Here is a 26,953-nt window from a genome sequence, read left to right as displayed (position 1 = left end):
GAAGTTCATACGACTTGCGCAAAACAGCTTCAGGCCGGGCGACTGCCTCAGAAGGCGGGCCCTTGTTGCATTCTTGTTTGCGTAAGTCCTAGTTCAAATGCTTGCTCCGCCGGTCTGACCGAGCGGGCTACGGCGCAAAGTATTCCACAGCCGCTGCACCGCCGCCCTGCCGTGCTGCAGGAACCAGAGCGCCAGGCCGGGTTTGCCGCCAGACACTGGCCTGCGCCGCCAGTTGCGGCACGGCCTGCAGCCAGGCCGCCCGCCATTGCGCGACAGATACGGGTTGCTGCGTGGCTGCGGGCTGCAGCCACAGCCTGCCGGCCTGCGCCCATTGCTGCAGCAGATCGACGGGCGGCACAGCAAGCTCGGTCTGCAGGCGGGGCCACGCCTTGAGTGCGGCCCGATGACCGGGCTGCGCAAACGGGGCATTCCAGGCGCGGGCCTCTTCGGCATTGCTGCTCCCCTCCAATTCGGCCATGGCCCTGGCCACATCCCAACCGGGCTTGCGCGCAGCCTGTTCAAACCATTTCTGACGCTGCTCTGGCTGCGTGCTCAGCGGCCAGGTATCGATGAGCCAGGCACCGGCAAAGCGCTCAGGCAGGGCTTGCGCCACGGCCAGCCCCAGGCGACCGCCATCGCCCTGCCCGAGCAGTAGCAGCCGCCGCAGGTTGAGCGCCTCGATCAGCTCGGCGATGACTTGCAAATGCCATTGCGCGCTGTGCTGTTTGTCTTTCTTGGGCTGGTCGCTGCGGCCAAAGCCCGGCAAATCGGGCACCACCACACGATGACCGGCGGCCAGCAAATCGGGCAACAGATGCCGCAAGCCATAGCCCCAGCCCGGGCTGCCATGCAGACACAGCCAGGTCAGCGCTGCATCCTGCGGCCCTTCATCGACCACCGCCAGACGCAGGCCCTGCAGCGCCGGCAGGTCGCTGCGCCACTGCGGCTGCCAGGGCCAGGCGGGCAGGTCGGCAAACGCCTCATCGGCATTGCGCAGCGCCCAGTCCCTGAGCGGGTGCGGCTGCTGCGCCTTTTTTTCCTGGCGTCGCAGCTGGAAGAACTCGGCCATCAGCGCCGAGCATTGCTCGGCCAGCACACCGCGCAGCACCCGCGTCTGGTGATTGATGGCGGGGTAGCCGAAGACATCGAGCACCGATCCGGCCGCACCGGTCTTGGGTTCGGCCGCACCATAGACCACGGCATCCACACGCGCATGCAGCATGGCGCCGCTGCACATGGTGCAAGGCTCCAGCGTCACATACAGCGTGCAGCCCTCAAGCCGGTAATTGCCGAGAGTCCGAGCTGCTTCGCGCAGAGCCAGCACCTCGGCATGGGCCGTCGGATCCTGGGCAGAGAGCGGGCTGTTATGACCGCGGCCTATGACCTGCCCGTCCTTGACGACCACGGCCCCCACCGGCACTTCGCCACAGTCGGCGGCGCAGCGCGCCTGCTCCAGCGCCTGGCGCATGAAGTGTTCGTGCACGGAAGCATCAAGATTCATAGCTCTATGCGGCTGACAGACAAGGCCCGAATGACAATTGCTTGAAAAGACCAGCGCCGCTCAATGGCCGCTGATCACCAGTTCCTTGCGCTCGCCGGAGTCATAGCCGTAGAGCGTGACACGCGGATTCTGCAGCTCGCCCTGCGAATCAAAGGCAATCGTGCCGGTCACCCCGTCGTGGCGGGTCTGGCGCAGGCGCGGCAGATACGCCTCGGCCTGGGCCGAATCGGCGCTCAGCATGGCCTGTGCCAGCACCATGGTCGCGTCATAAGCGTAAGGGCTGTAGACCTGATACTGGCCGGGAAAGCGCTGGTCGTACTTTTGCTTCCAGAGCAGACCACCAGGCATATTGCCCAGAGAGCTGCCGCTCATCACGCAAACCACGTTCTTGAGCGTCGGCGCCTTGTCAGCCATGGCGGGCAGGCGCTCCGAACATTGCGCATCACCGCCCAGGAACTTCATCTGATTCATGGCCAGCTGCGACATCTGACGCAGCATGAGACCAGCCTGCGCATCGAGCCCGCCGAAGAAGATCGCATCGGGTTTACGGCCTTTGATGGCCGTGAGAATGGACGCAAATTGCGTGGCCTTGTCGCTGGTGTACTGCTTGTCGACAATCTGCACATCGCGCTCGGCAGCTGCGGCCTCAAACAGCTTGACGATGCCCTGTCCATAGGCTGTTCGATCGTCCACGATCGCGATGCGTTTGACGCCCTGGTGCTTGACGGCATAGTCCAGCAAGGCATTGACCATGGCCCGGTCATTGGCGATGACGCGGAAGGTGTCGTCATAGCCGGCCTCGGTAATCGCAGGATTGGTGGCTGCTGGGGTGATGTTTGGAATACCGCACTCGTTGTAGATCTTGGCCGCTGGCAGCGTGGTGCCCGACTGAAGATGCCCCACCACGGCCGCCACCTTCTTGTCGCAGAAACGGCGTGCCAACGCCGTGGCCTGGCCGGGATCGCCCGCATCGTCACCGGCCTCCAGCTTCCAGTGCACGGGGCGGCCGCCCAGCTGCAGCTTGCGGGCGTTGAGCTCGTCAATCGCCATGCGCACGCCGTTTTCCTCATCCTTGCCCAGGGCTGCGATGGGACCCGAGACCGGTCCGCCATGGGCGATGCGTACCACCAGAGGCTTTTCTACATCCGCTGCATGGGCGGACGCCAGGGACACGGCGACCAGCGCCAGGCTCAGGGAACACGAGGTGCGGACACGGCGGCTCTGGGCCGAGCGATCAGTCATGGACATGCTTTCTCCTTGATGAAGCGGAAGGCTGTGGCATGCAAGCCTACGCCAGGCCAAAGCCTCAAGCGTAGCGGCAAAGCCGGCGATACCAGTTCAATGTGCAAGCGAAGGGGCAATCCCTGGAGTCTAAGGAACAGAACTCCATTGGGGCAATTGCTAGCAAGCCCCAGCAGGCTCGACTCTTGCGGCGTTGAGCACAGACTCCGGCTGCTGGGTATATTTCGGATTTCGGCTGAAGCGGCCGACCTTGCCCTCGCACCGTCGCCGACTCAGCGCCTTGATTGTGCCGCGTTGACAGGGGTGGTGCACGCTGCGCCCGGCTTTCCTGGCTGCCGGGCAAGCCTTTTGGAGGCCGGCGGCCGCAGGCACCTGCAGAGCGCGCAGGCCCGGTGCGGCTTTCGCGACCTGCGCTGCAACAACCAAGGGCCTGCGACCTACTTGCAAGGTGTGAACAGGTCCCGCGAAGGGCGCATGGCCACGCAAAATCTATCGGGCCAGCCCCTGATTCAGCGCATAAATCGATTGCGCCAGCGCGCGAATATCGGCCTGCTGATGCAGTCTTTCCAGCCAGTGCGCAGGAATGCCGCCGCGCCCCCAGAACGCACCCGCAATCTGGCCGGCAATGGCCGCAGTGGTGTCGGCATCGTCACCCAGGTTGGCTGCCTCCAGCACGACGGCTTCAAAGCTATCGAGCCTGTCAAAACACCACAAAGCAGCTTCCAGGCTGTGCACCACATAGCCCGAACTCTGGATCTGCTCGCGGCTTTTGCTGCGCCAGCTGCCTTGTGCAATCTCGGCGATGCGCGGGCTGCCAAACGGCAGCGCAGCCAGATCCAGCACCTGCGCCTTGTCTGCGCCCCGCAGGGCGCGGCTCAGTGCCACGGCGAACAGACGGCAGGCATCCAGACACTCGGCAGCCGCATGCGTGGTGCGAGAGCTCAGCGCCGCCCGCTCCTGCACCTCTTGCTCATCATGGGCATACGCCATGGCCACCGGGGCCAGCCGCATCAGCGAGCCATTGCCGGCGCTGCGCGCATCGTCACTTCCCGCCAGCGCATTGCCGGTGCGCAGATAGTGCTGTATCGCCTCGCGCGTTGCCATGCCGATATCAAAGCAGTGACCGGTGGAGCTCCAGTAACCCCACTGATACCAGTTGGCGTAGCGCGTCATCTGGTCCCCGGGGTCGCAACCTTCTTTGACAACCAGGCTCTCGGCCAGGCACAAAGCCATGGACGTGTCATCCGTCCATTGTCCAGCCCTCAGTGAAAAAGGCCCGCCCCCCACCATATCGGTCAGCGGCACAAAGCTTCCGCGCTCCCGAAACTCCAGCGTCGTACCCACGGCATCGCCACAAGCCAGGCCCAGCAGAGCGCCTTCAAAACGGTCCAGCGTGCTCATTGTCCGGCTCTCAACTGAGCGCGTGCGGCCATCAGCGCAAAACCCAGCAGGTTCTGTCCATGCCATTTGCGCGGCTGCTCGGCATCGGGATGGGCAGCGCCCAGGCCGATGCCCCAGATGCGGTCGCGCGGACTGGCCTCGACCAGCACACGCTCGCCGGTTCTCAGCAGAAACTCCCCCATGGCCGGGTTCTGGGAAAATTTGGCGACATTGGCGCTCACCACAATGTCGAAGCACTCGGCCTTCCAGCGTGCCTCGTTGAAATTGCGCACGCTGCGCCCTATCTGCTTGGCACTGGCCGGAGACGGCGCAGCCAGCACCTGCGCGCGCGCCTCTTCGTCCCCAAACAGCCGCGCCTTGCCTGCCATCATGAAATGCTCCGCCGTGGCAAAGCGATCCCCCTGCACAGTGAATGGAGCAGAGAACCACTGGCTCAGGCAGCCTTTGCCCACTGAGCCATTCCTTTCGGCTTGATGGCCCCAGAAACAAAGGTATTTGGGGCGGTAGCCTTGGTCGAGCTGGGCCACCAGATCGGCTACGGATCGAATTTCGTAATCTCGGTTCATGTCTGTTCTTCTTGATAATGGTTCAGCCACCAACGGGAAAAGTCCGCCAGCGTGGCGTGCGTGGAGTCAATGGCCTGCAAACCCGGCCCCGTATTGGGTGACCCACCTTGCTCGCGCAGCACCAGCGCCTTGTGAATCCGCGCTCCCACGCCGTCGAAATACGGCAGAAAGTCATCGACAAATGCCAGGGGCTGCAACTGCGCCAGGGCCTGTGCCTTGGGGCTGAGACCCGGATCAGTGCGGCCGCTGGTGGCGATCACACGCGAGATCGGAAAACCCAGCCGCCGCAGATTGACCTGCCGGGCCTCGGCGAACTGCGGCTGAATCGCCGACACGCAGACCAGCTCATACCCCGCAGCGCACAGCTGCTCGCAAGCCTGGAGCGCTCCGTCAATCGCGGGAATGCTTGACCAGAACTGCGCATCAAAGCTGGTGCGAAAGCGGCTCAAGGCCTCGCCCTGCAGGCTGGCAACACCCCAGCGGTCCATGGCCCAGTAGGCGTCAGGCCGCTTCAGCGCGGGCCGCTCGCCAAATTCCCGCTCCCAGGCTGAGGCATATGCCAGGTTGTAGTCCAGCAGCACGCCATCCGCGTCGACGGCGATGATTCCCGAGGCATTCATGGCGCCAGCTTCAGCAGATACCGGGCAGGGACGACATCGGTCAGCCACACACCGTTGTCGGAGCGGTAGAACACATGGCCCTCGCCCTGCATGCGCGCGGCATCCACCTGCAGCAGGGCCAGCTTGCCATGGCGACTGCCGACCTGAGCAGCCACTGCCTGGCTTTCGGAAAGATGCACATGGTGGCGTGACTGCCGGTTCAGGCCCTCATGAAAAATCGCATCCAGAAAACGCGTGGCCGTTCCGTGGAAGAGCACTGCCGGAGGACGCCTTGCCTCAAGGCCCAGCTCGACCTTGATGGAGTGGCCCTGATTGGCACGAATGCGCTTGCCATCCGCGCTGAAGGAATAGCGTTGCTTGTTGTTGTCAGCCACCATGGTCTGCAGATCCACCAGACTGATGGGCCGACCGGAGCGTGCCAGGCAGGCCAGCAGCTCATCGGTCTGGGCCCAGCCCGCCTCGTCAAGCTTGAGTCCTATGGTCTCGGGACTGTGCCTGAGCACCAGGCTGAGGAACTTGCTGCGAGCGGTGGTGTTTGGGTTTTTCATTTTCTTGTTCTCTTTTTCTCTTTGTTTGAAGCTGCCTGCCTGGCTCATGACAGGCTCTTGCGCTACCGGGACCCGACCTTGTCGTACTTTCCACGGTGCCACTGCCTTGTCGCAAACCCAGGCCAGGCTTTGTTGGCATGCGTCTGCATGCTTGGTCTGGGCTCCAGCTACAGGACATAAGTTGTATTGAGCAACTTATGCAAGTTGTACAATACAACCCAACATTCATCCAGTCAAGCCTGATTCATGACCGTTACACAGCGTCACTCCAAGCCAGCGCCGGACTTTCCCCGCCCCTACACCACGGTGGATGTGGTGATCTTCACGATTGCCCAGGGCCATCTGAATGTATTGCTGGTGCAACGCCCAGGCCATGAAGACGACCCGTTTCCCGGCCTCTGGGCCCTGCCCGGAGGGTTTGTGAATGTGGACCTGGATGCCGATCTGCAGGCCTGCGCCGCGCGCAAGCTCAAGGAGAAGACGGGTGTGGACAGCCCCTATCTGGAGCAGCTTGGCAGTTGGGGCAGTGCGGCGCGTGATCCGCGTGGCTGGTCGGCCACCCATGTGTACTTTGCGCTGATTCCCGCCCATGAGCTGCAACTGACGAAAGGCGCCAATGCGGCCGATGTGGCCTGGTTCGAAGTGGATGAATTGCTGCGCCGGCCCGCTCTGGCGTTTGACCATGGCACCATCTTGCAGGCGGCAGTGGAGCGTTTGCGCAGCAAGGTCGAATACACCTCGCTGCCCGCTTTTTTGCTGAGCGAGCCCTTCACCCTGCCCCAGCTGCAGCAAGTCTATGAAACCGTGCTGGGGCGCAGCGTGGACAAAAGCGGCTTCCGCACCCGCATGCTGGCAGCGAACTTTCTGGTCGAGGCCGGCCATGTGGAAGGTGTGTCGAACCGCCCCGCCATGGGCTACCGGCTGGCGGACCGCAGCGGACCCGTGGTATTTCCGCGCACATTCAGCCCACGCGGCCATTGAACCAGGCGATTACCCGCCACTGTGCCGAAACCGGGGCTTGCTGAGATAATCCTGCCCCTATGTCTCTCCTGCCCCACCAGCTCGAACTCCTGTCCCCGGCGCGCGACGCCGATATCGGCATCGAAGCCGTCAATCACGGCGCGGACGCCGTCTATATCGGCGGACCGGCCTTTGGCGCGCGCGCGACGGCAGGCAACGACATCCGCGATCTGGAGCGGCTCATCAAGCATGCCCACCACTTCGGCAGCCGCATCTTCATCACACTCAACACCATCTTGCGCGACGATGAACTGCAGGGCGCGCGCGATATGGCCTGGCAGATCTACAACGCCGGCGCCGATGCGCTGATCATCCAGGACATGGGTCTGCTGGAACTGGACCTGCCCCCCATCCAGCTGCACGCATCCACCCAGACCGATATCCGCACGCCCGAGAAGGGCCGCTTTCTGCAGGACGCCGGCCTGTCGCAGATCGTGCTGGCGCGTGAGCTGGATCTGAAGCAGATTGCTGCCGTGCGCGCCGCGACAGACCCGGCCCGCACTACCATCGAATACTTTGTGCATGGCGCACTGTGCGTGGCCTACTCGGGCCAGTGCTTCATCAGCCATGCCCACACGGGTCGCAGCGCCAACCGCGGCGACTGCAACCAGGCCTGCCGCCTGCCCTATGAGGTCACGGACGCCAGCGGCCGCATCATCGCGCACGAAAAGCATGTGCTGTCCATGAAGGACAACAACCAGAGCGACAATCTGCGTGCCCTGATCGACGCCGGCGTGCGCAGCTTCAAGATCGAGGGCCGCTACAAGGACATGGGCTATGTGAAGAACATCACGGCCCATTACCGCAAACTGCTAGACGAAATCATCGAGGAGCGCGAGTTCTCCGATCAGCCGCTGGCGCGCTCGTCGTCAGGCCGCACCACTTTCTCGTTCGAACCCGATCCGGACCAGAATTTCAACCGCGAGTTCACAGACTACTTCGTCAACGGACGCAAGGATGACATCGGCGCCTTCGACACGCCCAAGACCCCGGGTCGTGCGATCGGCTGGGTGACACAGGTCGGCGACAAATGGTTCGAGATCGAAACCAGCGACAAGGCCACCGAGCTGCACAACGGCGACGGTCTGTGCTACTACGATCTGCAAAAGGAACTGGTGGGCGTGCACATCAACCGTGCCGAATGCGTGAGTGCCAAAAAAGGCATCTGGCGTGTCTTCCCCAAGAACGAGATTGCCGAGTTCAAGGACCTGCGCAAGGGCCTGGAAATCAACCGCAACCGCGATATGGACTGGGTGCGCACACTGGAGAAGAAGTCCAGCGAACGCCGCATCGGTCTGTGGGCCGAGTTCAAGGAGACCGCTTCGGGCTTCGCGCTGACGCTGACCGATGAGGACGGCTTTGTCGGCGCGGCCGCCATTGACCAGGAACACCAGAGCGCTACCGATGCCGCAAAGGCGCAGGCCTCGCTGCGCGAGCAACTGGGACGCTTTGGCGCGACGGTTTTCGAGGTGAACGATATCTCGCTGAACCTGAGCCAGCCCTGGTTTATCCAGGCATCGGTGCTCAATCAGCTGCGCCGCGATGCCGTGGTCGCATTGGAGCAGGCCCGCGCTGACGGCTTTGTGCGCCTGCCCCGCGCCAAGCCCGTGGAGCCGCCCGCGCCTTTCCCTGAAGACACGCTGACCTATCTGGCCAATGTCTACAACCAGAAGGCCCATGACTTCTATGTGAAGCATGGCGTGAAGATCATCGACGCCGCCTACGAGAGCAAGGAAGAGGAAGGCGAAGTCTCGCTGATGATCACCAAGCACTGCGTGCGCTTCTCGATGAGCCTGTGTCCCAAGCAGGCCAAGGGCGTGATCGGCGTCAAGGGCACCATCAAGGCAGAGCCGCTGCAGCTGATCAACGGCAAGGAAAAGCTCACGCTGCGCTTTGACTGCAAGCCCTGCGAGATGCATGTGGTGGGCAAGATGAAGAAGTCAGTGCTCAACCAGCATGCCAAGGAAATGAAAGAGTCTCCCATGCAGTTCTACCGCACACGCCCCACGCCTCAGCAGCCTTCCTGAGCGCGCGCATGCCACCCCAAAAACCCGCCACCGGCAACGGTTGGCGGGCTTTTTTTACCGACTGAGAACCACTGGTGAAAACCCTCGGTTTAATCCCTTCGCGTAAATCGTCTATTTTTTAGGCAATCCGTGCAAAGCACCATCTGGCGCGGGTTTCAAGGCTTGAAAGCATAGTTTTCCACAAGAGCGTCCACATGATGCGGGGATAAAACTGAGGCATCCATCACACACAACTGTATACATGAACAGTTGCATGCATCAGGCTTGTCCAACAGCCGATATCTTGCCGAAAGTCAGCTTTGAACAAGCCTCTTGCAGCAACTTTGCCACCGCCGGCACCAGGGTGCTGAAGTTGGCGAACCCATGCAACATGCCTTGCGCACGAAGGCTGGAAACGGGCACGCCAGCCTGCTGAAGGCGCAGGCCAAAGGCCTCTCCTTCGTCGCGCAATATGTCCAGCTCCGCAGTCACCAGCACCGCTGCCGGCAAACCAGCGAGATCGGGGTACTGCATGATGGAGGCCAGTGGATGTGCAGGCATGGCAGGGTGATAGTGACGCCACATTGCCGCCATGGCTTCGGTGGTGAGAAACGGCACCTGCCCATAAAGCGCATGCGATGGCGCATCCATATGCGCATCGCAGACGGGATAGAGCAGCAGTTGCTGGGCTATGCCTTTCCAGCCGTCTTCTTTTGCGCGCAGGCAGGTGGCAATGGCCAGATTACCCCCCGCGCTGTCACCCGCCACCATCAACTGCCGTGCATCGCAGTGCAGCTCGGCCGCATGCAACGCCACCCAGCGCGTGGCAGCATAGGCGTCGTCCAGCGCGGCGGGAAAGACATGCTCGGGAGCCAGACGGTAATCGACCGACACAATATTCATGCCGGTCAGGCGCGCCAGGTGGCGGCACAGGTTGTCATGCGTTTCCAGCGTGCCTATGCACCAGCCTCCACCGTGAAAATAGACCATGACAGGCGCTGCCTGCGCAGTGCCAGGACGGTACAGGCGCAGCTTGAGCGGCTGGCCGTCGCCACCGGGGATGTCGATCTCACGCACCTCATGCATGGGCAGGTCGGCAGGCGGGAAGGCCATGTGGTCCATGAGCTTGCGGATTTCGGGCACCGGAGTGGCCACAAAATCCATGGGCGGAACATCCTTGAACTGCTCCAGCACGGCAGCCATTTCGGGGTGTATCTGCATTGGGTCTCCTTGAAGTTGATGGAGCGCGCCCGACCAGGACGGGCGCAAGGTGGCACTCAGGCCACAAGCTCTTCGGTCTGGTGGTGGATATAGTCCTGCCACACCGGCGCACTCATCTCCTGCCTGAAGCGCGACTGCGACCAAGGCCAGGTGTTGGGCACACCGTTTCTATCCAGATACCAGCTGTTGCAACCCGAGCCGAAGACCGAGCCTTTGGCGGCCTGCAAGCGCTCCTGGTCGTAGTGAGCCAGGGCCTCGGGCCTGGCCGAAAGCCCTGCCACACCGGCTTGCTGGCCACGCTCTATCAGCTGCGAGATATAGCCCCACTGCATTTCCGAGGTATCGATCAACGAGAAGTTACCCACGGGAGAGGTCGGCCCGTTCATGAAGTAAAAGTTGGGAAAGCCCGGCACCGAGATGGACTTGTATGCCGTTGGCACATCGCTCCAGGCCTGCTCCAGCGTGGCTCCGTTCAGGCCCGTCACATTCATGGGGCGCACATAGCGGTCGGTCTTGAATCCCGTGGCCAGAACGATGACGTCCACCTCATGCAGCACACCGTCGCTGGTACGCACTCCCTTTTTCTCGACCTTGGCAATAGCTTCGGTGATCAGCTCGGAGTTGGGGTGCTGGATCGCCTTGTAGTAGTCGGGCGAGTAAATCAGGCGCTTGCAACCAGCCCGGTAATGAGGCTGCAGTTTTTCACGCAGGCCTGCGTCTGCAACAGAGCCATCCAGGTTGTCCTGGCAGATTTTCTGAATTTCCTGAATCTGTTCCGAATTCGGATCCAGCACACCCTCGGTAAAGCGTTCAACATTGGCCACATAAGTAGGTTCGCGCTGCAGATAGACCAGCAGATCGCGGTTGCTGCGGAATTCGGCACGTTGCTCTTCGCTGAAAGCTGGATTCTCGACCGGGAAAATCCATTGGGCCGTGCGCTGAAAATGCCGCACCTTGGCACGCGGCGCCAGTGCCGAGACAATTTGCACGCCCGTTGATCCAGTGCCGATGACGGCGATTCTTTTACCGTCCAGCGGTACCGAATGATCCCAGCGCGCACTGTGAATCGTGTTCCCCTCGAACTCCTCCAGGCCCTTGATCTGCGGATAGTTGGGGTGGTGCAGCACACCGGTGGCAGCAACCACCACCTTGCCCTCGTATTGCTTGCCATGCTGATCCTGCAGCGTCCAGGCATCGCCCGTCCACTCGGCTCGCGTGATCTCGGTGCCGAACTGCGAAAAATCGGCAATACCGTATTTCTGGAACACGCTTTCGAAATACTGCTGAATCTCGGCTCCGGGCGGCAGTACCCGAGACCATTCGGGGTTGGGCTCGAAAGAATAGGTATAGGCGTGAGATGGCACATCGCAAGTCAGGCCTGGATAAGTATTATCCCGCCAGGTTCCTCCCAATGTCCCTGCCTTCTCCAGAATAATGAACTTCTTCCCGCTATTCTTCAGGTGAATACCAGCCAGAATTCCGGACATTCCGCAACCAATCACTATGACATCATATTTCATTGGAATTCCTTAAATATTAATTACTTTGGCTGCAGAGAATCCGCCATCCACTGGAAGATTGACCCCGGTAATAAATGAAGCAATATCGGAAAGCAAAAATGCCACGGCATTGCCCACTTCTTGCGGCTTGCCCGCTCGCTTGAGCAAATGCATGGCCTCGAAAGCCTGGCCTACAGGCAGTTCATCAAGCATGGTGGTCATGGGCGTATGGATATAGCCGGGGCTGATGCTGTTGACCCGCACGCCGTAAGCACCGAGATCTGCGGCCAGACTGCGCACCATCTGGATCACCGCCCCCTTGGAGGTGCAATAGGCCAGATTGCTCGGGTTACCCAGCATGCCGTTGATACTGGCGATGGTGACGATGGAGCCCTGACCACGCTGCTTCATGTGGCTGGCCACGGCACGTGCACTGAGCATGGTCCCTGTCAAATTGACCTGCAGTACCTGTTCCCACTCCTGCAAGGGCATGCTCTCCAGATCACCCACACGGGAAATGCCAGCCGAAGTCACCAGCCCATCAATCTGGCCATAGCGGTCCAGCATGTAAGCAACCAGCTCATTGGTCAGCTTCTCGCTGCTCACGTCGAGCTTGCGAAATTCGCAACCCTGCGGCAAATCCTGGCTTTGCTGCAGATCAGCGCACACCACCTTGGCCCCGCTGGAGGCAAGGGCCTGGGCACTGGCCAGGCCAATGCCCGAGGCACCACCTGTGACCAGAACCACTTTTCCTTCCAAACCACCGATGAATGAATTCATTTTCAAACCTCAATACTGACTGACCGCCACCAATTGGCGATGGGAATTGAGATTCTTGGTTATTTTCAAATTCAAATCACTCTGATTTTTCCTCTTTACAAAATAAGTTTGTGTTTACAGTCCCTAGTGAAAACCATTAATTCATTCGGACGTACTGTGCCCAGGTTTTTTATATGTCAAGCAAGTATTTGCATTTAGTCAATTAATAAAGACTGTAAACACCTTCAATAACTGTCAAGCGGGAATTCGTGAGAAATACAAATACGCTGGGAGTGCTTTAATTCATTCGTATTTAGCCAATGAGGAAATCATGAAAGTTGCAGTCATCACCGGCGCCGCCAGTGGAATTGGTGCAGGCCTTGCCAAAAAGGCAGTCTCTCTTGGAATGAAGGTCGTGGTTGCAGACCGCGACCAGACCGGCCTTGAAAAAGTCGCGCTGGAGCTGGGAGATCAGGCATTGGCCGTGGCCACCGATGTCACCAGCCAGGCGTCGCTGGATGCGCTGGCCGACAAGGCCTATGCAGCTTTCGGTCAGGTCGATCTGCTTTTCAACAACGCAGGCGTTCTCAGCACCGGCAATAGCTGGGAGATCAGCGATGCCCAATGGCAGCAAGCCTGGCAGGTCAATGTCAACGGCATCGTCAACGGCCTGCGCGCTTTTGTGCCACGCCTGCTCAGGGCAGACAGGCCCGCACGCATCATCAATACAGCATCAATCGGTGGTTTTTTGCCGAGCCCGCTGATGGCCCCCTACTCGGCCACCAAATTTGCCGTGGTGGCGTTGACCGAAAGTCTGGCCAGCGAGCTGGCCGCTCTGACCCCGCATATCAAGGTCTCGCTGTTGGCTCCTGGTCCGGTCAAGACTGCTATCTTCCGAGAAGCACCATCCGCCGCATCGGCCCAGTTTCACGGCATGATGAGTCATCTGCTTGATGCAAACGGTCTGGGCAGCGACGAGTTTGCCAGCCTGGTTTTTGCGGCGATCGAACGCGGCGAATACTGGATTGTTCCCCAGCCGGAAATGCTCTACCCCTTGCTGGAGGCTCGCAACAAGGTCATTGCCGAACGCACTCCTCCCGTCTTTGCCTGGGCACAGGAAACCGTGGAATGATGACAGAAAGGCCAGCTATCGTCGGCCTTTTTCAATCCACGGCGAGCATCACTCCCCCCATAGATCCCTGGCAATCTGCTCGAACTGCCTGCGCATCACGTTCTTCTGTACCTTGCCTGTTGCCGTGGAAGGGAAGGCATCGACAAAGTGCACAAGCTTTGGCACTTCAAAGCCCCCCAGATGCTGACGACAGTGAGCAAGCACCGAATCAGCATCGACCGAGGTTCCGGGCTTGCGCATCACAAATGCGCAGACCGCCTCGCTCCAACGCGGGTGCGGCAAGCCGAAGACGGCAGCGGCCGCGATCTCGGGATGGGCCAGCACCACGGCCTCAACCTTCACGCTGGCGACGTTCTCGCCGCCGGTCTTGATCATGTCCTTTTTGCGATCTATGAACTCCATGCGGCCCTGCTCGTCCCACATGCCCAGATCGCCGGTATGGTGCCAGCCAAACTTCTGTGCCTCGGCCGTCGCCTTGGGGTCCTTGAAATAACCCAGCATGGCATTGGGGCCGCGATGCACGATCTCGCCGACCTGGCAGGATCCCAGCAGATTGCCTGCATCATCCATAACGGCGGTCTCGCAAGTGGTCAGAGAGCGCCCCCAGAAATTGGCATCGCATTCGGCATTGAGCAAGGGGTAGAAAGTCATGGTGGCCGGATATATCTCGGTCTGCCCCGTGGCCAGAGAGATATTGCGGCACATGCGCTGCGCAATCTGGGCGATCAAGGGTTTGGGAATCGGAGCCATGGCATAGATGCATTGCCGGATCGTGGTGGGCGCAAAACCCGGATCGGCCAGCACCGCTGCATACATCAGGGGCAGCCCGACAAAGATCGTCACGCCTTCCTTCATCACCAGCTGCCCCACCTCCGCCGGCACAAACTGTCGCGTGAGCACGGTGCAAGCGCCTGCCGCCAGCGCAGTCTGCACCAGCGCATGCTGGGCGCAATGAAACAGGGGCAACCAGCCGCTGAGCACATCGGCCTCGCCATATTTCATCTCGTCGATATTGCCCTTGACCGCCGCATAGACCGACAGATGGGAATGCACGACGCCTTTGGGATTGCCCGTGGTGCCGCTGGTGTACATGAGCAAGGCCGCCTGGTTGTCGTCAATGTCAATCTCCGGCAAAGCATCGGACTGGCCTGCTTCGGCCTGTGTCAACGATATGCCCGGCAGTCCTTGCTGCACCTGCGACATTTGCAGGCGCGCGATGATGAGCGGCACTTGCAATTGCTGCAGAATTTCGGCCAGTCCGGGCAGGGCCAGCAACTCCTGATCGAGCACCACTGCCGACACCTCAGCATGCCGCAGGATGTAGTCGATGCTCGATACCTCCAGCTTGATATTGACGGGCACCCACACCTGACCCGCTTTGTGAATGGCGTTGCAGGCCACCACCATGTCTATGGAATTGGCGCACAGCATGCCGATCTGCTTGCCCGGCCCCAGCGTCGACAGCAAATAATGCGCGAAGCGCGAGCTTCGTGCATCCAGCTCGGCATAGCTGATGCGCTCAGCACCATCGACCAGCGCCGTGCGGCGGCCAAACTTGCGCGCACTGCGGTAGAGCAGGTCGCCCAGCGCAATGCGCCGGATACGCCGTGCCTCCTTCGTCAGACTCATCTCGATCATGGTTTGTCTCCTTGATAGTGTGCAACCCGGAACCCATAACCCACGCTTTTTCTTGTTGTGTCTCTAATCCTGCTTCGGCATTGCCATGGCGGCAGCGGCAACCATGGGCGAGAGCTGGCCCTGCGCCCCGCCGTCACAGGCAATGACCGTGCCGGAGATGTAGCTGGCCGCATCGCTGCCCAGAAACATCGCCAGCCGGGCAATATCTGCAGTCGTGCCCATGCGCCCCAGCGGCACCATGCTGCACACCAGAGCGTCTCCTTCTGCCCCCTGCGGGGCCAGCCGGCGCATGCCTTCCGTGCCCTCGATGGGTCCGGGGGAAATGGCGTTCACACGAATGCCCCTGGCACCCCACTCCAGCGCCAGCACCCGCGCCAGATGGTCCACTCCAGCCTTGGCCGCGCAGACATGGGCCTGGTACATCATGGGCACGGTGGACTGCGGCGCGGTGATGAAGATCAGGCTCGCTCCCGATTGCCGCAGGTGCACCAGTGCCTGACGCGCAACATGAAAGCTGCCCAGCAGATCGATGTCCAGCACCACCTTGAAGGCGTTGGACGACATCTGCTCTGCAGGGGCGAGGAAGTTGCCGGCTGCGCCAGACACCAGCACGTCGAGCGGCCCATGGCAGGCCACGGCCCGCGCCAGCGCTGCGCCCACCGCTTGCTCATCGCGCACATCGGCCACCACGCCAAAGGCTTGCGCCCCCAGCGTCGCCAGGGCCGCATCCACATTGGCCTGCTTGCGGCTGGCGACCGAGACCCTGGCTCCTGCCATCGCGTAGTGCTGGGCAATGCCCAGGTTGATGCCTGTGGTGCCGCCAAACACCATCACATGGCGACCTGAAAAATCAAATTGAACATTCATGAACAGCACTCCTCTGCTCGCAACAGGGCTTTCTGGATCTTTCCTGCCGGGGTCAACGGCAATTCGGTGCGAAACACCAGCTGGCGCGGCAGCTTGTAGTCAGCGAGCTGCTGGCGGCAATGCGCGAGCAGCTCCTCCTCGCTCACGCTGGCACCAGGTCTGATCACGATGTAGTAGCGCCCCACCTCCCCCAGCACGGGGTCCGGCACGCCGATGCCGGCGACCATCAGCACGCCTGCATGACCGGCAATCACGCTCTCCACCTCGCTGGGATAGACGTTGAAGCCGCCCTGTATGAACATGTCTTTTTGCCGCCCCTTGAGGTAGACCAGGCCCCGCTCATCGACAAGCCCCAGATCCCCCGAATGCAGCCAGCCGCCGGCAAACGCCTCTTCGTCCTGCTGCTGCCCCACATAGGCCGGAATCGCCCCCGCACCGCGAAACCACAGCTCCCCCACCTCGCCACTTCGCAGCTCCTCTCCATCAGCCCCCGCCACGCGCAGCTGCGCCCCTTGCAGCGGCTTGCCTATGCTGTGCAGCAGGGCCTGCTGATCCGCCTGCCAGGGCGTCATCACGATGGCCCCCGAAGTCTCGGACAGACCGTAGAGATTCATGATGCTCACGCCCGGAAACTGCTGCTGCAGCCGCTGCAGCAAGACTGGCTCCACATTGGATCCACCCACCACGATCAGGCGCAGCCGGCTCATGTCAACCTCCGCCAGAAGCGGATGCATGAGCAGCAGTGTCAGCATGGTTGGCACGCCCACCAGCCAGGTCGGCGGATGCCGGTGCGCCATCTTCCAGACGGCCTCGGGGCTGAACATGGGCACCAGCTCGCAGGTGCCGCCCGCCAGCAGCATGGTCAACACGCCGCAGGTAATGCCACCCACATGGTTGAGCGGCATGGCCAGCTGCACCATATCGTCCACCACAGCCCTCACATGCGCGTGCTGCGCCAGCGCTGCGCCCAACTGGGAGCGATGCGTCAGCCCCGCCGCCTTGGGCCGGCCTGTGGTGCCGGAGGTGTAGATGATCATCAGCAGGTCATCCGGTTCAGGACCGGTGCCTTCATGCAAGACTTTCGCGCCGGACTGCAGCGATTGCTCGAATCCTTCATCCACCCACAACAAGTGCTCCAGCGCCGCAAAACGCCGACGGGCCTGCGCCAGATAGCGCTGGTAGTCGAAACCAGCAAACTCGCGCGGCGCAAGCACGGCCTTGACCTGGCTGTCCTGCAGCATGAAGTCCAGCTCGGCGTCCCGGTATCGGACGCTGAGGCCCACCACGACCAGCCCCGTCTTCGACGCGGCCAGATAGCTCAGCACCCAGGGCAGACCGTTGGGCAGGATGATGCCGATGCGTTCACCGGGCCGCAGGCCCAGCGAGGACAGATGGGCAGCCCAGGCGCTGGCCATGACATCCACCTGCTGCCAGCTGTAGCTGCGCCCCTGGTCGATATAGGCATCCCTGTGGGGATGGGCGGCCACGGTCTGCGCCAGTGCCTGCGCCACGGTCCGAGGAGGAGGGCAAGTGTTCATCTGCAACTTCTCCCCGATTCAGGCCGCCAGGTGCAGCATCTGCCTGGCCTCCCTGGGAGTGGCGACTTCACGGCCCACATCACGCGCATAGCGCGCCAGCTGCTCGATCAGCGGAGCGTTGGATGCGACCTTGCTGCCGTCCGGCAGATAGAAAGTGTCTTCCAGCCCGCTGCGCAGATGTCCGCCGAGCTCGGCCGTGCGCAGATGGGTGGGCCAGATCTCGCTGCGCCCGATCAGCGTGGTCTGCCAGGGCGCATCCTTGATCTTGAGCCTGAGCAGGATAGGCAGCAGATCGGGGTCTGCCGGCATGCCGGACTCCACCCCCATCACGAAGTTGTATTCGGGCAGGCCTCGGTACATGCCGGTTTCCACATACATGCCCACGCAGCGCACGATGCCCACGTCAAAGCACTCGAACTCGGGCAGAGTGTGGGTCTCGGCCATCACATCGAGAAAGTCCTGCACCTTTGCGGGCTGATTGTCGAACAGCATCGGCGGCCAGGCCCAGCTTCCATTGCTGCGGGTTTTGAGATAGTTGAGCGAGCCCGCATTGCAGGCCGCCATCTCGGGTCGCGTGGCACGCAGACAGTCCAGCGGTCCCCGGTAATCGGGGCCGACCACCCCGGTGGTCTGATTGATGATGAGCTCGGGGCAGGCTGCGCGCATGGCATCCACGCAGGCCCTGGCCACTGCCGGGTCCCAGCTGGGCAGATGACCCTTGCCCTCCTCCTGGCGCCTGAAGTGGACATGCACCACCGATGCGCCCGCGTCATAGGCCCGGCGTGCTTCCTGCGCCAGTTGCTCTGGTGTCACGGGCACATGATGCTGATTCGGGTCGGTCAGCACCCCGGTAATGGAACAGGTAATAATGGCTTTATCGGACATATTGCTCCTTTAATAGAAGCTGACAACGCTTTACACATAAGCGTTTCAGGCTTATTTCGCTCAAATCTCCCGGCAACGGCTGAGGCCGCTGCGACAGCCGCGCTAGATACGCCACTGGCGCGCGGCCAGCTCTTTCATGATTTCCTCTGTGCCGCCGCCAATCGTCAGTACCTTGACTTCGCGGTAAATGCGCTCGCTCAGCGTGCCGCGCATAAAGCCCATGCCACCCAGAATCTGCACCGCAGTATCGGCGCAGAACTGCATGGTCTGGGTGGCGTGGTTCTTGAGCACACAGACCTCGCCCACCCAATCCGCACCGCTATCGCCGCCATCGGCTCGTGCGCAGACGGCGTTGAGCCAGGCTTCGGTGCTGCGCAGGCGCTGCTGCATGTCCACCAGCTTGTGGCGTATGACCTGATGCTGATTGAGCGTCACGCCAAAGGTCTGGCGCTGCTGCGCCCAGGCCAGCGCCTCGTCATAGCAGGCCTGGGCAAAGCCCAGCGCAGCGCAGGCAATGCCCAGGCGCTCGCCGTTGAAGTTCTGCATGATGGCGCGAAAGCCCTCGCCCTCGGCCCCGAGCAGGTGACTGTCAGGCACGCGCACGCCATCAAAGAACAGATGGGCCGTATCCGAGCATTGCCAGCCCATCTTGTGCAGCGGGCTGCGGCGCAATCCCGCACTCTCGCCCGGCACCAGGATCAGGGAGATGCCGGATGCACCTCTTTGCTCGCCCGTGCGCACCGCCACCGTGATCCAGTCCGCACGCATGCCCGAGGTGATGAAGGTCTTCTCGCCATCGATCACATACTCGGTGCCATCGCGCCTGGCCCTGGTGCGCAGCGCCGCCACGTCCGATCCACCGCCAGGTTCGGTAATCGCCAGCGCCGCGATCTTGTGGCCTGCCAGCACATCGGGCACCACCTGTTGCTTGAGCGCATCGCTGCCCAGAGCCACCACGGGCGGCAGGCCGATGTTGTGCGACAACAGGCTGGCCAGCACACCGCCGCTGCCCCCGTAGCGGCACAGCGCCAGCCACAAAGCGGCGCGCAGACCGTGCGTGGCCGCAGTACCACCGAGCTCCTGGGGGTAGCCAATGCCGAGCAGCCCCAGCTCGGCGGCCTGGCGATAGAGCTGACGCGGGAACTCTCCCGCCTCGTCCCAGGCCGTGACATGAGGAGCGATATGCTCACGCGCAAAGCGGCGCACCATGTCATAGAGCATTTCGCGTTCAGTGGCATCAGTCATGCAGTGCCTCCAGACAGGGGCGCCAGTTTCAGCAGCACCTGGCCCGGCGCCACCTGCTGGCCGGCATTGACCAGCACGGCCTCCACCCGGCAGTCGGCCTTCACGCTCAGGCTGTGCTCCAGCTTCATGGATTCGACGACCACGACCACATCGCCGGCCTTCAGCGCCTGCCCGGTCTCCACGCCCAGTTGCACCACACGGCCGTTGAACGGCGCGCGCAGCTCTGCAGTCTGGCCGGCTCCGGGTGCATGCTCTGGCGGGGCATAGCTTGCATCTTCGACCCACCAGTCCACACTGCCAGCCTGCAGATGCCAGCGCGTCCCGCCTTGCCCGACGGGCAGTTGCACGGCCTGCACGGTTTGGGTCAGGCCCGCCGATCTCGCTCGCCAGCCATAGGCCAGCAACGCGTCGACCTGCAGCAGCTCAGGCTCTGCGCCGTGCCGGTTCAGCAGCCAGCTGTCTTCGGTCTCGGGCCGCAGCGCCAGCTCCTGTACCCGGCCCCGGTGCTGCAGCTTGCGCAACTGGGCATAGCTGCAAGCCAGCGGCCCCGGCCTTTGGCCCACGGCGCAAAGCGCTCCCCAGTGCTGGTGCGCCAGAGCTTCCTTTTCTCGCAGCAGTTGCTGCAAGCGTGGCGCATCGCCCGTCAGATAGGAGATCAGAACCTGGCCCCGCCTGAACACTTCGTCGTTCAGGCATTCAATCAGAAAGGCGCGATTGGTCGGCAAGCCCAGCACCGCGAGCCGGCCCAGTGCATGAATCAGCCCGTCAATGGCTTGCTCTCGCGTCGGCGCATGGACGATCAGCTTGCCCAGCATGGCGTCGTAATAGGGTGTGACTTCGCTGCCGGTGTGCAATGCGTGGTCAAAGCGCAGCGGCGCGCGGCTGAAGGCGGCAGCGTCGGGGGCCGAGAAATGTCGCACCACGCCGGTATGGGGCTGAAAGTTCTCGTCTTCGGCGCACAGTCGCACTTCGATGGCATGGCCGTCGAACTGCACCTGCTGCTGCGTCAACGGCAAGGCCTCGCCGCGCGCCACGCGGATCTGCCACTCGACCAGATCAAGGCCAGTCAAGGCCTCGGTCACAGGATGCTCGACCTGCAGTCTGGTATTCATCTCCATCAGATAGAACTGCCGGCCTTCGACCAGGAACTCCACCGTACCCGCACCCACATAGCCTGCCGCCTTGGCCAGGGCCACGGCACAACTGCCCATGTGCTCGCGCTGCTCGGCATTGACGGCCGGACTGGGGGCCTCTTCAATGATCTTCTGGTGGCGACGCTGAACCGAGCAGTCGCGCTCCCCCAGATGAATCACATGGCCATGCCCGTCGGCAAACACCTGCACTTCCACATGACGCGGGTGCATGACGGCACGCTCGACCAGCAAGTCACCATTGCCGAAGCCAGCCAGGGCTTCCGAACGCGCACTGTTCAGAGCGGCATGCAGCTGCTGGGCACTTTCCACCAGCCGCATGCCGCGCCCGCCGCCACCGGCCACGGCCTTGACCATGACAGGGTAGCCAATCATGGCTGCTTCGTCGGCAAAGCGCGCATCGCTCTGGTCATCGCCCTCATAGCCCGGCAGACAGGGCACGCCATGGGCCCTGGCCAGTTGCTTGGCGGCGGCCTTGCTGGCGAGCTGGCGGATCGCGGCCGGCGGCGGACCAATCCAGATCAGGCCCGCTTCCTGAACGGCCTGGGCAAAGCCCGCATCCTCGCTGAGAAAGCCGTAACCGGGATGAACGGCATCGGCCCCTGTCGCCTTGGCGGCCGCCAGCAGCTTGTTCACGTCCAGATAGCTCTGTGCCGATGTCAGCCCGCCCAGTGCATAGGCCTGTGTGGACTGTTGCACATGGAGGCTTCCCGCATCCGCATCCGAGTACACAGCCACGGTCTCTATGCCCATGCGCCTGGCCGTAGCCATGATGCGCAGCGCAATCTCGCCACGATTGGCAATCAGAATGCGCTTCATGATGTGCCTCCTGCAATGCAGGTCCAGGGAGCCGGTTGCTTGCTGGAAAAGGCCTTGAGCCCCGCCCCCGCTTCAGCGCTGCGCAGTGCACTGGCAAAGGCCTGCGCGCCCTGGTTCAGCGATGCATCCAGACTTTGCCCGCCAATGGTTGCCAGCAGCTTTTTGGTGGCAGCCACCGCCTGCGGTGCAGCCTGCGCGCAGATTTCAAGCTGATGCTGCAGCTGACTCTGCCATTGGGCAGCGTCTGTGGCCTGGATCACGGTCTGTACCAGGCCGGCCTCCTGGGCCTGGCTTGCGGACCAGCGCTGACCGCCCAGCAGCCATTGACGCGCGTAACCTTCACCCAGCCTGCGCAGCACAAACGGCGCGATCTGCGCGGGCACAATTCCAAGCGTCACCTCGGGTGTGGCAAAGACGGCCTGCTGATCCGCCACCACCCAGTCGGCCACGCAGACCAGCCCCACACCGCCGCCCATGGCTGCGCCCTGCACGGCAGCGATCAGCAACTGGGGCAGCTCTGCCAGCAGCTGCAGCAGATGACCAAACTCGCGGTTGACCTGAACCAGCGGGTCCTGCGCCCCCGCAGGCAGCGGCGAGCCTATGCTGCTGGCAAAGCCTCCCAGGCTCCCGCCCGCACAGAAATGCCCGCCGTTGCCGCACAACACGACCACGCGCAGCTGTGAATCCTTGTGCGCTCTTGTGGCCTGATCGCGCAAAGCCTGCACCAGCTCGTCGGTCAGCGCATTGCGGGTTTGCGGCGAATTCAGTCGCCACCATTCCACAAAGCCGCTGCCCAAGGGCTGGCGTTCGATTTCAAGCAACTGAGTCATGCGCCGCTCCTCAGTGCGCCTGGCGCTTGATCAGCCCCATGGTCTTGCCGATGATGCCCAGCATGACCTCGTCGGCACCACCGCCTATTGAGCCCAGACGCCCATCGCGGTACAGGCGCGAGACGCGGTTGTCCCAGGTAAAGCCCATGCCGCCCCAGAACTGCAGACAGGTGTCGGCCACTTCGCGCGTCAGCCGCCCTGCCTTGAGCTTGGCCATGCTGGCCAGCTGCAGCGCATCCTGACCTGCCATATACATCTGGGCGGCACGATAGGTCAGTGCGCGCAGGGCCTCGACTTCGGTCTGCAACTCGGCCAGCTTGAACTGCACCCATTGCTGATCTATCAGGGTGCTGCCGAACATCTGGCGCTGCTGCGCCCACTCGATGGTCTGCTGAATGCAATCCTCCATGGCGAGCAGGCCACTGGCCGAGGCCCAGAGCCGCTCCTCCTGAAACTGCTGCATCTGATAGACGAAGCCCTGCCCCTCCTGCCCCACCAGATAGCGCTGCGGAACGCGCACCTCGTCAAAGAACAGCAGGCCCGTATCCGAGGAGTTCATGCCGATCTTGCGCAGCTTCTGCGCCACCTCCACGCCCTTGGTCAGCCTACCGCGCGGGCCGTCACGCAGCGGTACCATGACGAGGCTTTTGTTCTTGTGTACCGGCCCCTCGCTGGTGTTGACCAGCATGCACATCCAGTCCGCCTGAATGCTGTTGGTGATCCACATCTTCTGGCCGCTGATGACGTAATCGTCACCATCCCTGCGCGCATGGCTTTTGATGCCCGAGACATCGCTGCCAGCACCGGGCTCGCTCACGCCGATGCAGCCCACCATATCACCCGCAATGGCTGGAGCCAGAAACTGCTCGCACAAGGCATCGCTGCCAAAGCGTGCAAGTGCGGGCGTGCACATATCGGTCTGCACGCCAATGGCCATGGGCACACCGCCGCAGCGGATATGGCCCAGTGTCTCGGCCATCATCAGGCTGTAGGAGTAGTCCAGCCCCGCACCGCCATAGGCTTCGGGCTTGGTCAGGCCCAGCATGCCCAGATCGCCCAGCCCCTTGAACACCTGGTGCGCAGGGAAGATCTCCTCCTGCTCCCATTCATCGACATGAGGGTTGATCTTCTCGTCGATATAGCGCTTGAGGGTATTGCGCACTTCCAGATGTTCATGGGTCCATTGCATGGCTTGTCTCCGTCGAGTCCTGTTTGGAAGAAAAAAAGGGGGGAAGAGGCGCGCCCCTACATGCGCGCGACCCCAAACTGCATGGGGCGCAAGGTGCGCTGCTGCGCTTCGTGCAAGGTCTGCAGGCAAAACGAGAGCACTGCGCGGGTGTCGCGCGGGTCGATCACGCCGTCGTCCAGCAGCAAGCCGCTGGTGACCAGCGCATCGGCCTGGGCTTCGAACATGGCCACGATCTGGTCGTACTGCTTTTGCATCAGCTCGGCATCGATGGGCAAACCCTTGCGTGCCATGGCGGCCTCGGTGACCTGACGCATGGTGCTGGCCGCCTGCTCGCCGCCCATCACCGCCGTCTTGGCCCCGGGCCAGCTGAACAGAAAGCGCGGCGCATAGCCTCGGCCGCACATGCCGTAGTTGCCTGCTCCGAAGCTGGCGCCGCACTGGATGGTGATCTGCGGCACGGTGGCATTGGTGACGGCCTGAATCATCTTGCTGCCGTGCTTGATCATGCCGGCCTGCTCGCTGTCCTTGCCCACCATATAGCCCGTGGTGTTCTGCAGATAGATGATGGGGTGGCCCAACTGGCACATCCATTGAATGAAGTGCGCGGCCTTGCTAGCACCGGCCACATCGATGGGGCCGTTGTTGGAGATCAGGCCCACGGCATGGCCGCCGATATGCGCCTGCGCACAGAGCGTGGCCGCACCGTAGCCGGACTTGAACAGCAGCAGCTCGGAACCATCGACCAGCCGCGCCATGACTTCGTGCATATCCACTGGCTCGCGATGGTGTGCCGGCATCAGGCCCAGCAGTTCATCGGCGTCGTAACGCGGCTCCGAAACTCCTGAATCAATAGCTTTTTTCGCATGTGCATCAACCGTTGCAGACGTCTTCCATGAAGATAGCTGAGACACCACGGCACGTGCCATACCCAGGGCATGGCGGTCGTCCTCCGCCAGATATTCGCCCAGCCCCGAGACACTGGTGTGCATTTCGGCACCGCCCAGTTCCTCCTCGGTCGCGATTTCGCCGGTCGCCGCCTTGAGCAGGGGCGGCCCGGCCAGAAAGGCGCGCGAGCGACCGCGCACCATGATGACCACGTCCGACAACCCCGGCATATAGGCTCCGCCGGCCGTTCCCGAGCCATGCTGCACGGTGATGACCGGCAAACCCGCCGCGGACAACCGCGCCAGGTTGCGAAACAAGGCTCCGCCCATCACAAAGCCCTCGACGCGGTAGCGCATGAGGTTGGCGCCTGCACTCTCCACCAAATGAATGAAGGGCAGCTTGTTCTGCAGCACAATCTCCTGAACGCGCAGCATCTTGTCCAGGCCTTTTTCCTGGATGGCTCCCGCCTCGATGCCCGAATCGCTGGCCACGACCATGCAGCGCACGCCGCTGACAAAGCCGATGCCCGCCAGCATTCCGCCTCCGGGAACCGACTTGGCGGGGTCTTCCTGGTCCAGCATGAAACCCGCCAGCGTGCACAGCGGCAGCCATGGCGTTCCGGCATCCAGCAGCAAGGCCACTCTCTCTCGCGGCAGCAACTGGCCGCGCTTTTCAAACTGCGGCTTGGCCCGCTGCGATGCCTGGGCTGCCCGCTGCTCCAGCTCACGCAGCGCGGCGATGCGCGACAGCGTGGCGGCCCGGCGCTGCTGCGCCTGCTCGCCGGCTGCATTCCATTGCGATGCAAAGACGCTCATGACTGAAAAACCTTGGGAGTCTGGTAGAGAGAAAAGCCGCCAAATGCACGCACTGCGCCGCGCTGCTGCACCTCGGCGCTGGCGGCAACCGGCCCCATGCCCATCCGCACCTGGGGCCGGGCGCCATCGACGCGCAAAACCGTGCCGCTGATAAAACTGGCTGCGGGGCTGAGCAAAAACACGATGGAGGCGGAAACCTCGGCCTCGTTGCCAAAGCGTCCCGCCGGCACGGTAGCGGGTATCTTGCGCAGCATGGCCGCCGCTTCGGGTGGGTAGTGATCCATGCCGCTGGAGGCGATGTAGCCGGGTGCGATGGCATTCACACGCACGCCATGGGGTGCCCATTCCGCAGCCGCCGTCTCGGTAAGGCTGACCATGCCCGCTCGCGCCGCACCGCTGTGCCCCATGCCCGGCATGGAGCCCCATATATCGGCCACCATGTTGACGATGGAGCCACCATGCTCTGCCATGTGTTGCACAAAGCATTCGCGCGCCATCAGAAAGCCGCCTGTGAGATTGGTGTCCAGCACGGCCTGCCAGCCCTTGACTCCGATGCTGGCCAGGGGCGCGATGTACTGCCCACCCGCGTTATTGACCAGGGCGTCGATGCGCCCGTGGCGGGCCAGAACCTCGGCCACCAGCGCTTTGACGGCAGCCTCATCCCGTATATCCGCTCTGTGCCGGCTGACTCGATCCTCCGGTACTCCGGCCTGCTGCAACTCGGCTTGCACCGCAGCCAGCTTGTCCTGATTGCGTCCCACCAGGGCGACTGTGGCCCCCAGGGATGCCAGCTCGTGCGCAACACAGCGACCGATTCCCGAGCCGCTACCAGTCACCACAACCACCTGCCCCGCAAACAATGCGGCACGGAATACGGATTGGTACATCAACGCTCTCCAATGAATAAGGCCAGGGCTTGCTCGGTAAGCTCATCCAGCGTCAGCCCACGGCCCTCGGTAAACCATTGAGCCGTCCAGTTCAGCGCACCGAAGATCAACAGGCGTGCAATCTCTGGACTGGCTTTGAGCTTTCCCGTGTGGTGCAGGGCCTGCAGTGCGGGCATCCACTGCGCCTCGTATTCGTCTTTTTGCGCTCCCACATCTACGCGCTGCTCATCACTGAGCAGCCGCCATTCGTACAGCATGACGGGAATGAAGTCACTGTCCGGACCGACCATGATCTGCAGGTGATTGCGCACCAGGGCCCGCAGGCGCTGCACACCGCTGGCACGCGCCGTCAGCGCATCCAGTGCAGCGGCCTGGCTGGCGGCTGCCTGCGCCATTCCATCGCGCATGACCGCATGCAGGATGGCCTCCTTGCTCTCGAAAAAATAGAACAGGGAGCCTGGCTGCATACCTGCGGCTGCAGCGATATCGCGTGTGCTGGTGCCATGAAATCCGCGCTGTCTGAATAGCTGCGCCGCGACCTTCACCAGCTCGCCACGACGCATGCTTTCATTGCGCTCATCGGCCGACTTCGGAGGTCTGCCGCGACCGCGCTTTTTGGTGATGACTGCTTCATGACTTGTTTGCATGAGATGCAGCATATCGGCCTTTTTTATTTTTACCAATCATTT

The 26,953-nt window shown here is 62.2% G+C and carries 23 protein-coding genes; 3 read left to right on the top strand and 20 right to left on the bottom strand.

Annotation, left to right across the window (positions count from 1 at the left end; translation table 11 throughout):
- Positions 1-127 precede the first annotated feature (127 nt).
- From tadA to AC1RTQ_RS13260, 6 genes are all read right to left on the bottom strand, one after another.
- Positions 128-1,501, bottom strand: a complete 1,374-nt coding sequence (gene tadA, locus AC1RTQ_RS13285; protein WP_492876372.1) for a tRNA adenosine(34) deaminase TadA — start codon at positions 1,499-1,501, stop codon at positions 128-130.
- 60 nt (positions 1,502-1,561) lie between these two features.
- On the bottom strand, positions 1,562-2,749 hold the full coding sequence (locus AC1RTQ_RS13280; protein ID WP_492876371.1) for a branched-chain amino acid ABC transporter substrate-binding protein: 1,188 nt from the start codon (positions 2,747-2,749) through the stop codon (positions 1,562-1,564).
- Positions 2,750-3,232: 483 nt separating this feature from the next.
- Positions 3,233-4,144, bottom strand: coding sequence for an ADP-ribosylglycohydrolase family protein (locus AC1RTQ_RS13275; protein WP_492876370.1), 912 nt, complete (start codon positions 4,142-4,144; stop codon positions 3,233-3,235).
- The gene (ybiA, locus tag AC1RTQ_RS13270; protein WP_492876369.1) at positions 4,141-4,710 is read right to left on the bottom strand and encodes a riboflavin biosynthesis intermediates N-glycosidase; all 570 of its coding nucleotides are present in this window, start codon (positions 4,708-4,710) and stop codon (positions 4,141-4,143) included. Before ybiA ends, AC1RTQ_RS13275 begins: the two co-directional genes overlap by 4 nt.
- Positions 4,707-5,330, bottom strand: a complete 624-nt coding sequence (locus tag AC1RTQ_RS13265) for a 5' nucleotidase, NT5C type (RefSeq protein WP_492876368.1) — start codon at positions 5,328-5,330, stop codon at positions 4,707-4,709. The genes ybiA and AC1RTQ_RS13265 overlap by 4 nt, the downstream gene beginning before the upstream one ends.
- Entirely contained in the window at positions 5,327-5,878 is a 552-nt protein-coding gene (locus tag AC1RTQ_RS13260) for an RNA 2'-phosphotransferase (protein WP_302091301.1), read from the bottom strand. The genes AC1RTQ_RS13265 and AC1RTQ_RS13260 overlap by 4 nt, the downstream gene beginning before the upstream one ends.
- Positions 5,879-6,124: 246 nt before the next feature.
- Here AC1RTQ_RS13260 and AC1RTQ_RS13255 point away from each other — a divergent pair, with 246 nt between their 5' ends.
- Together AC1RTQ_RS13255 and AC1RTQ_RS13250 are read left to right on the top strand one after the other, a co-directional pair.
- Positions 6,125-6,859, top strand: a complete 735-nt coding sequence (locus AC1RTQ_RS13255; protein ID WP_492876366.1) for an NUDIX hydrolase — start codon at positions 6,125-6,127, stop codon at positions 6,857-6,859.
- A 59-nt stretch (positions 6,860-6,918) separates the two neighbouring features.
- A complete protein-coding gene (locus AC1RTQ_RS13250; RefSeq protein WP_492876364.1) occupies positions 6,919-8,925 on the top strand; it encodes a peptidase U32 family protein in 2,007 nt (668 codons plus the stop codon).
- 258 nt (positions 8,926-9,183) lie between these two features.
- On the opposite strand, the gene AC1RTQ_RS13245 is transcribed toward AC1RTQ_RS13250, so the two are convergent.
- Genes AC1RTQ_RS13245 through AC1RTQ_RS13235 form a run of 3 tightly spaced genes read right to left on the bottom strand, consistent with a single transcriptional unit; the run spans position 9,184 to position 12,404 of the window.
- A complete protein-coding gene (locus AC1RTQ_RS13245; protein WP_492876362.1) occupies positions 9,184-10,125 on the bottom strand; it encodes an alpha/beta hydrolase in 942 nt (313 codons plus the stop codon).
- A 56-nt stretch (positions 10,126-10,181) separates the two neighbouring features.
- Positions 10,182-11,645, bottom strand: coding sequence for a flavin-containing monooxygenase (locus AC1RTQ_RS13240; protein ID WP_492876360.1), 1,464 nt, complete (start codon positions 11,643-11,645; stop codon positions 10,182-10,184).
- Between the two features lie 9 nt (positions 11,646-11,654).
- Positions 11,655-12,404, bottom strand: coding sequence for an SDR family NAD(P)-dependent oxidoreductase (locus AC1RTQ_RS13235; RefSeq protein ID WP_492876358.1), 750 nt, complete (start codon positions 12,402-12,404; stop codon positions 11,655-11,657).
- A 310-nt stretch (positions 12,405-12,714) separates the two neighbouring features.
- On the opposite strand from AC1RTQ_RS13235, the gene AC1RTQ_RS13230 reads away from it, so the two are divergent.
- A complete protein-coding gene (locus tag AC1RTQ_RS13230) occupies positions 12,715-13,515 on the top strand; it encodes an SDR family oxidoreductase (RefSeq protein WP_492876356.1) in 801 nt (266 codons plus the stop codon).
- A 48-nt stretch (positions 13,516-13,563) separates the two neighbouring features.
- Here the strand turns inward: AC1RTQ_RS13230 and AC1RTQ_RS13225 are convergent, their stop codons facing one another.
- The 11 genes from AC1RTQ_RS13225 to AC1RTQ_RS13175 form a co-directional block, all read right to left on the bottom strand.
- On the bottom strand, positions 13,564-15,153 hold the full coding sequence (locus AC1RTQ_RS13225; RefSeq protein WP_492876354.1) for a class I adenylate-forming enzyme family protein: 1,590 nt from the start codon (positions 15,151-15,153) through the stop codon (positions 13,564-13,566).
- A gap of 63 nt (positions 15,154-15,216) precedes the next feature.
- Entirely contained in the window at positions 15,217-16,020 is an 804-nt protein-coding gene (locus AC1RTQ_RS13220) for an SDR family oxidoreductase (RefSeq protein ID WP_492876352.1), read from the bottom strand.
- Positions 16,017-17,558 (bottom strand): class I adenylate-forming enzyme family protein, encoded by a 1,542-nt coding sequence (locus tag AC1RTQ_RS13215; RefSeq protein WP_492876350.1) that lies wholly within the window; start codon positions 17,556-17,558, stop codon positions 16,017-16,019. Before AC1RTQ_RS13215 ends, AC1RTQ_RS13220 begins: the two co-directional genes overlap by 4 nt.
- Positions 17,559-17,576: 18 nt before the next feature.
- Positions 17,577-18,443, bottom strand: a complete 867-nt coding sequence (locus AC1RTQ_RS13210) for a beta-keto acid cleavage family enzyme (protein ID WP_492876348.1) — start codon at positions 18,441-18,443, stop codon at positions 17,577-17,579.
- 102 nt (positions 18,444-18,545) lie between these two features.
- Positions 18,546-19,688, bottom strand: coding sequence for an acyl-CoA dehydrogenase family protein (locus AC1RTQ_RS13205; protein WP_492876346.1), 1,143 nt, complete (start codon positions 19,686-19,688; stop codon positions 18,546-18,548).
- On the bottom strand, positions 19,685-21,658 hold the full coding sequence (locus tag AC1RTQ_RS13200; RefSeq protein WP_492876344.1) for an acetyl/propionyl/methylcrotonyl-CoA carboxylase subunit alpha: 1,974 nt from the start codon (positions 21,656-21,658) through the stop codon (positions 19,685-19,687). Before AC1RTQ_RS13200 ends, AC1RTQ_RS13205 begins: the two co-directional genes overlap by 4 nt.
- Positions 21,655-22,488 carry an enoyl-CoA hydratase/isomerase family protein gene (locus AC1RTQ_RS13195; RefSeq protein WP_492876342.1) on the bottom strand — a complete coding sequence of 278 codons (834 nt, stop codon included), beginning with the start codon at positions 22,486-22,488 and terminating at the stop codon, positions 21,655-21,657. Before AC1RTQ_RS13195 ends, AC1RTQ_RS13200 begins: the two co-directional genes overlap by 4 nt.
- 10 nt (positions 22,489-22,498) lie before the next feature.
- Positions 22,499-23,677, bottom strand: a complete 1,179-nt coding sequence (locus AC1RTQ_RS13190; RefSeq protein WP_492876340.1) for an acyl-CoA dehydrogenase family protein — start codon at positions 23,675-23,677, stop codon at positions 22,499-22,501.
- A gap of 56 nt (positions 23,678-23,733) precedes the next feature.
- On the bottom strand, positions 23,734-25,377 hold the full coding sequence (locus tag AC1RTQ_RS13185; protein WP_492876338.1) for an acyl-CoA carboxylase subunit beta: 1,644 nt from the start codon (positions 25,375-25,377) through the stop codon (positions 23,734-23,736).
- Entirely contained in the window at positions 25,374-26,264 is an 891-nt protein-coding gene (locus AC1RTQ_RS13180) for an SDR family oxidoreductase (protein ID WP_302091316.1), read from the bottom strand. Before AC1RTQ_RS13180 ends, AC1RTQ_RS13185 begins: the two co-directional genes overlap by 4 nt.
- Positions 26,264-26,911, bottom strand: coding sequence for a TetR/AcrR family transcriptional regulator (locus tag AC1RTQ_RS13175; RefSeq protein WP_302091317.1), 648 nt, complete (start codon positions 26,909-26,911; stop codon positions 26,264-26,266). Before AC1RTQ_RS13175 ends, AC1RTQ_RS13180 begins: the two co-directional genes overlap by 1 nt.
- Positions 26,912-26,953: the final 42 nt, after the last annotated feature.

This window comes from Comamonas sp. GW821-FHT11H03 (genome assembly GCF_058807955.1).
Note: the sequence above shows the minus strand (reverse complement) of the source record. Positions and strands in the feature narration are given on the sequence as shown.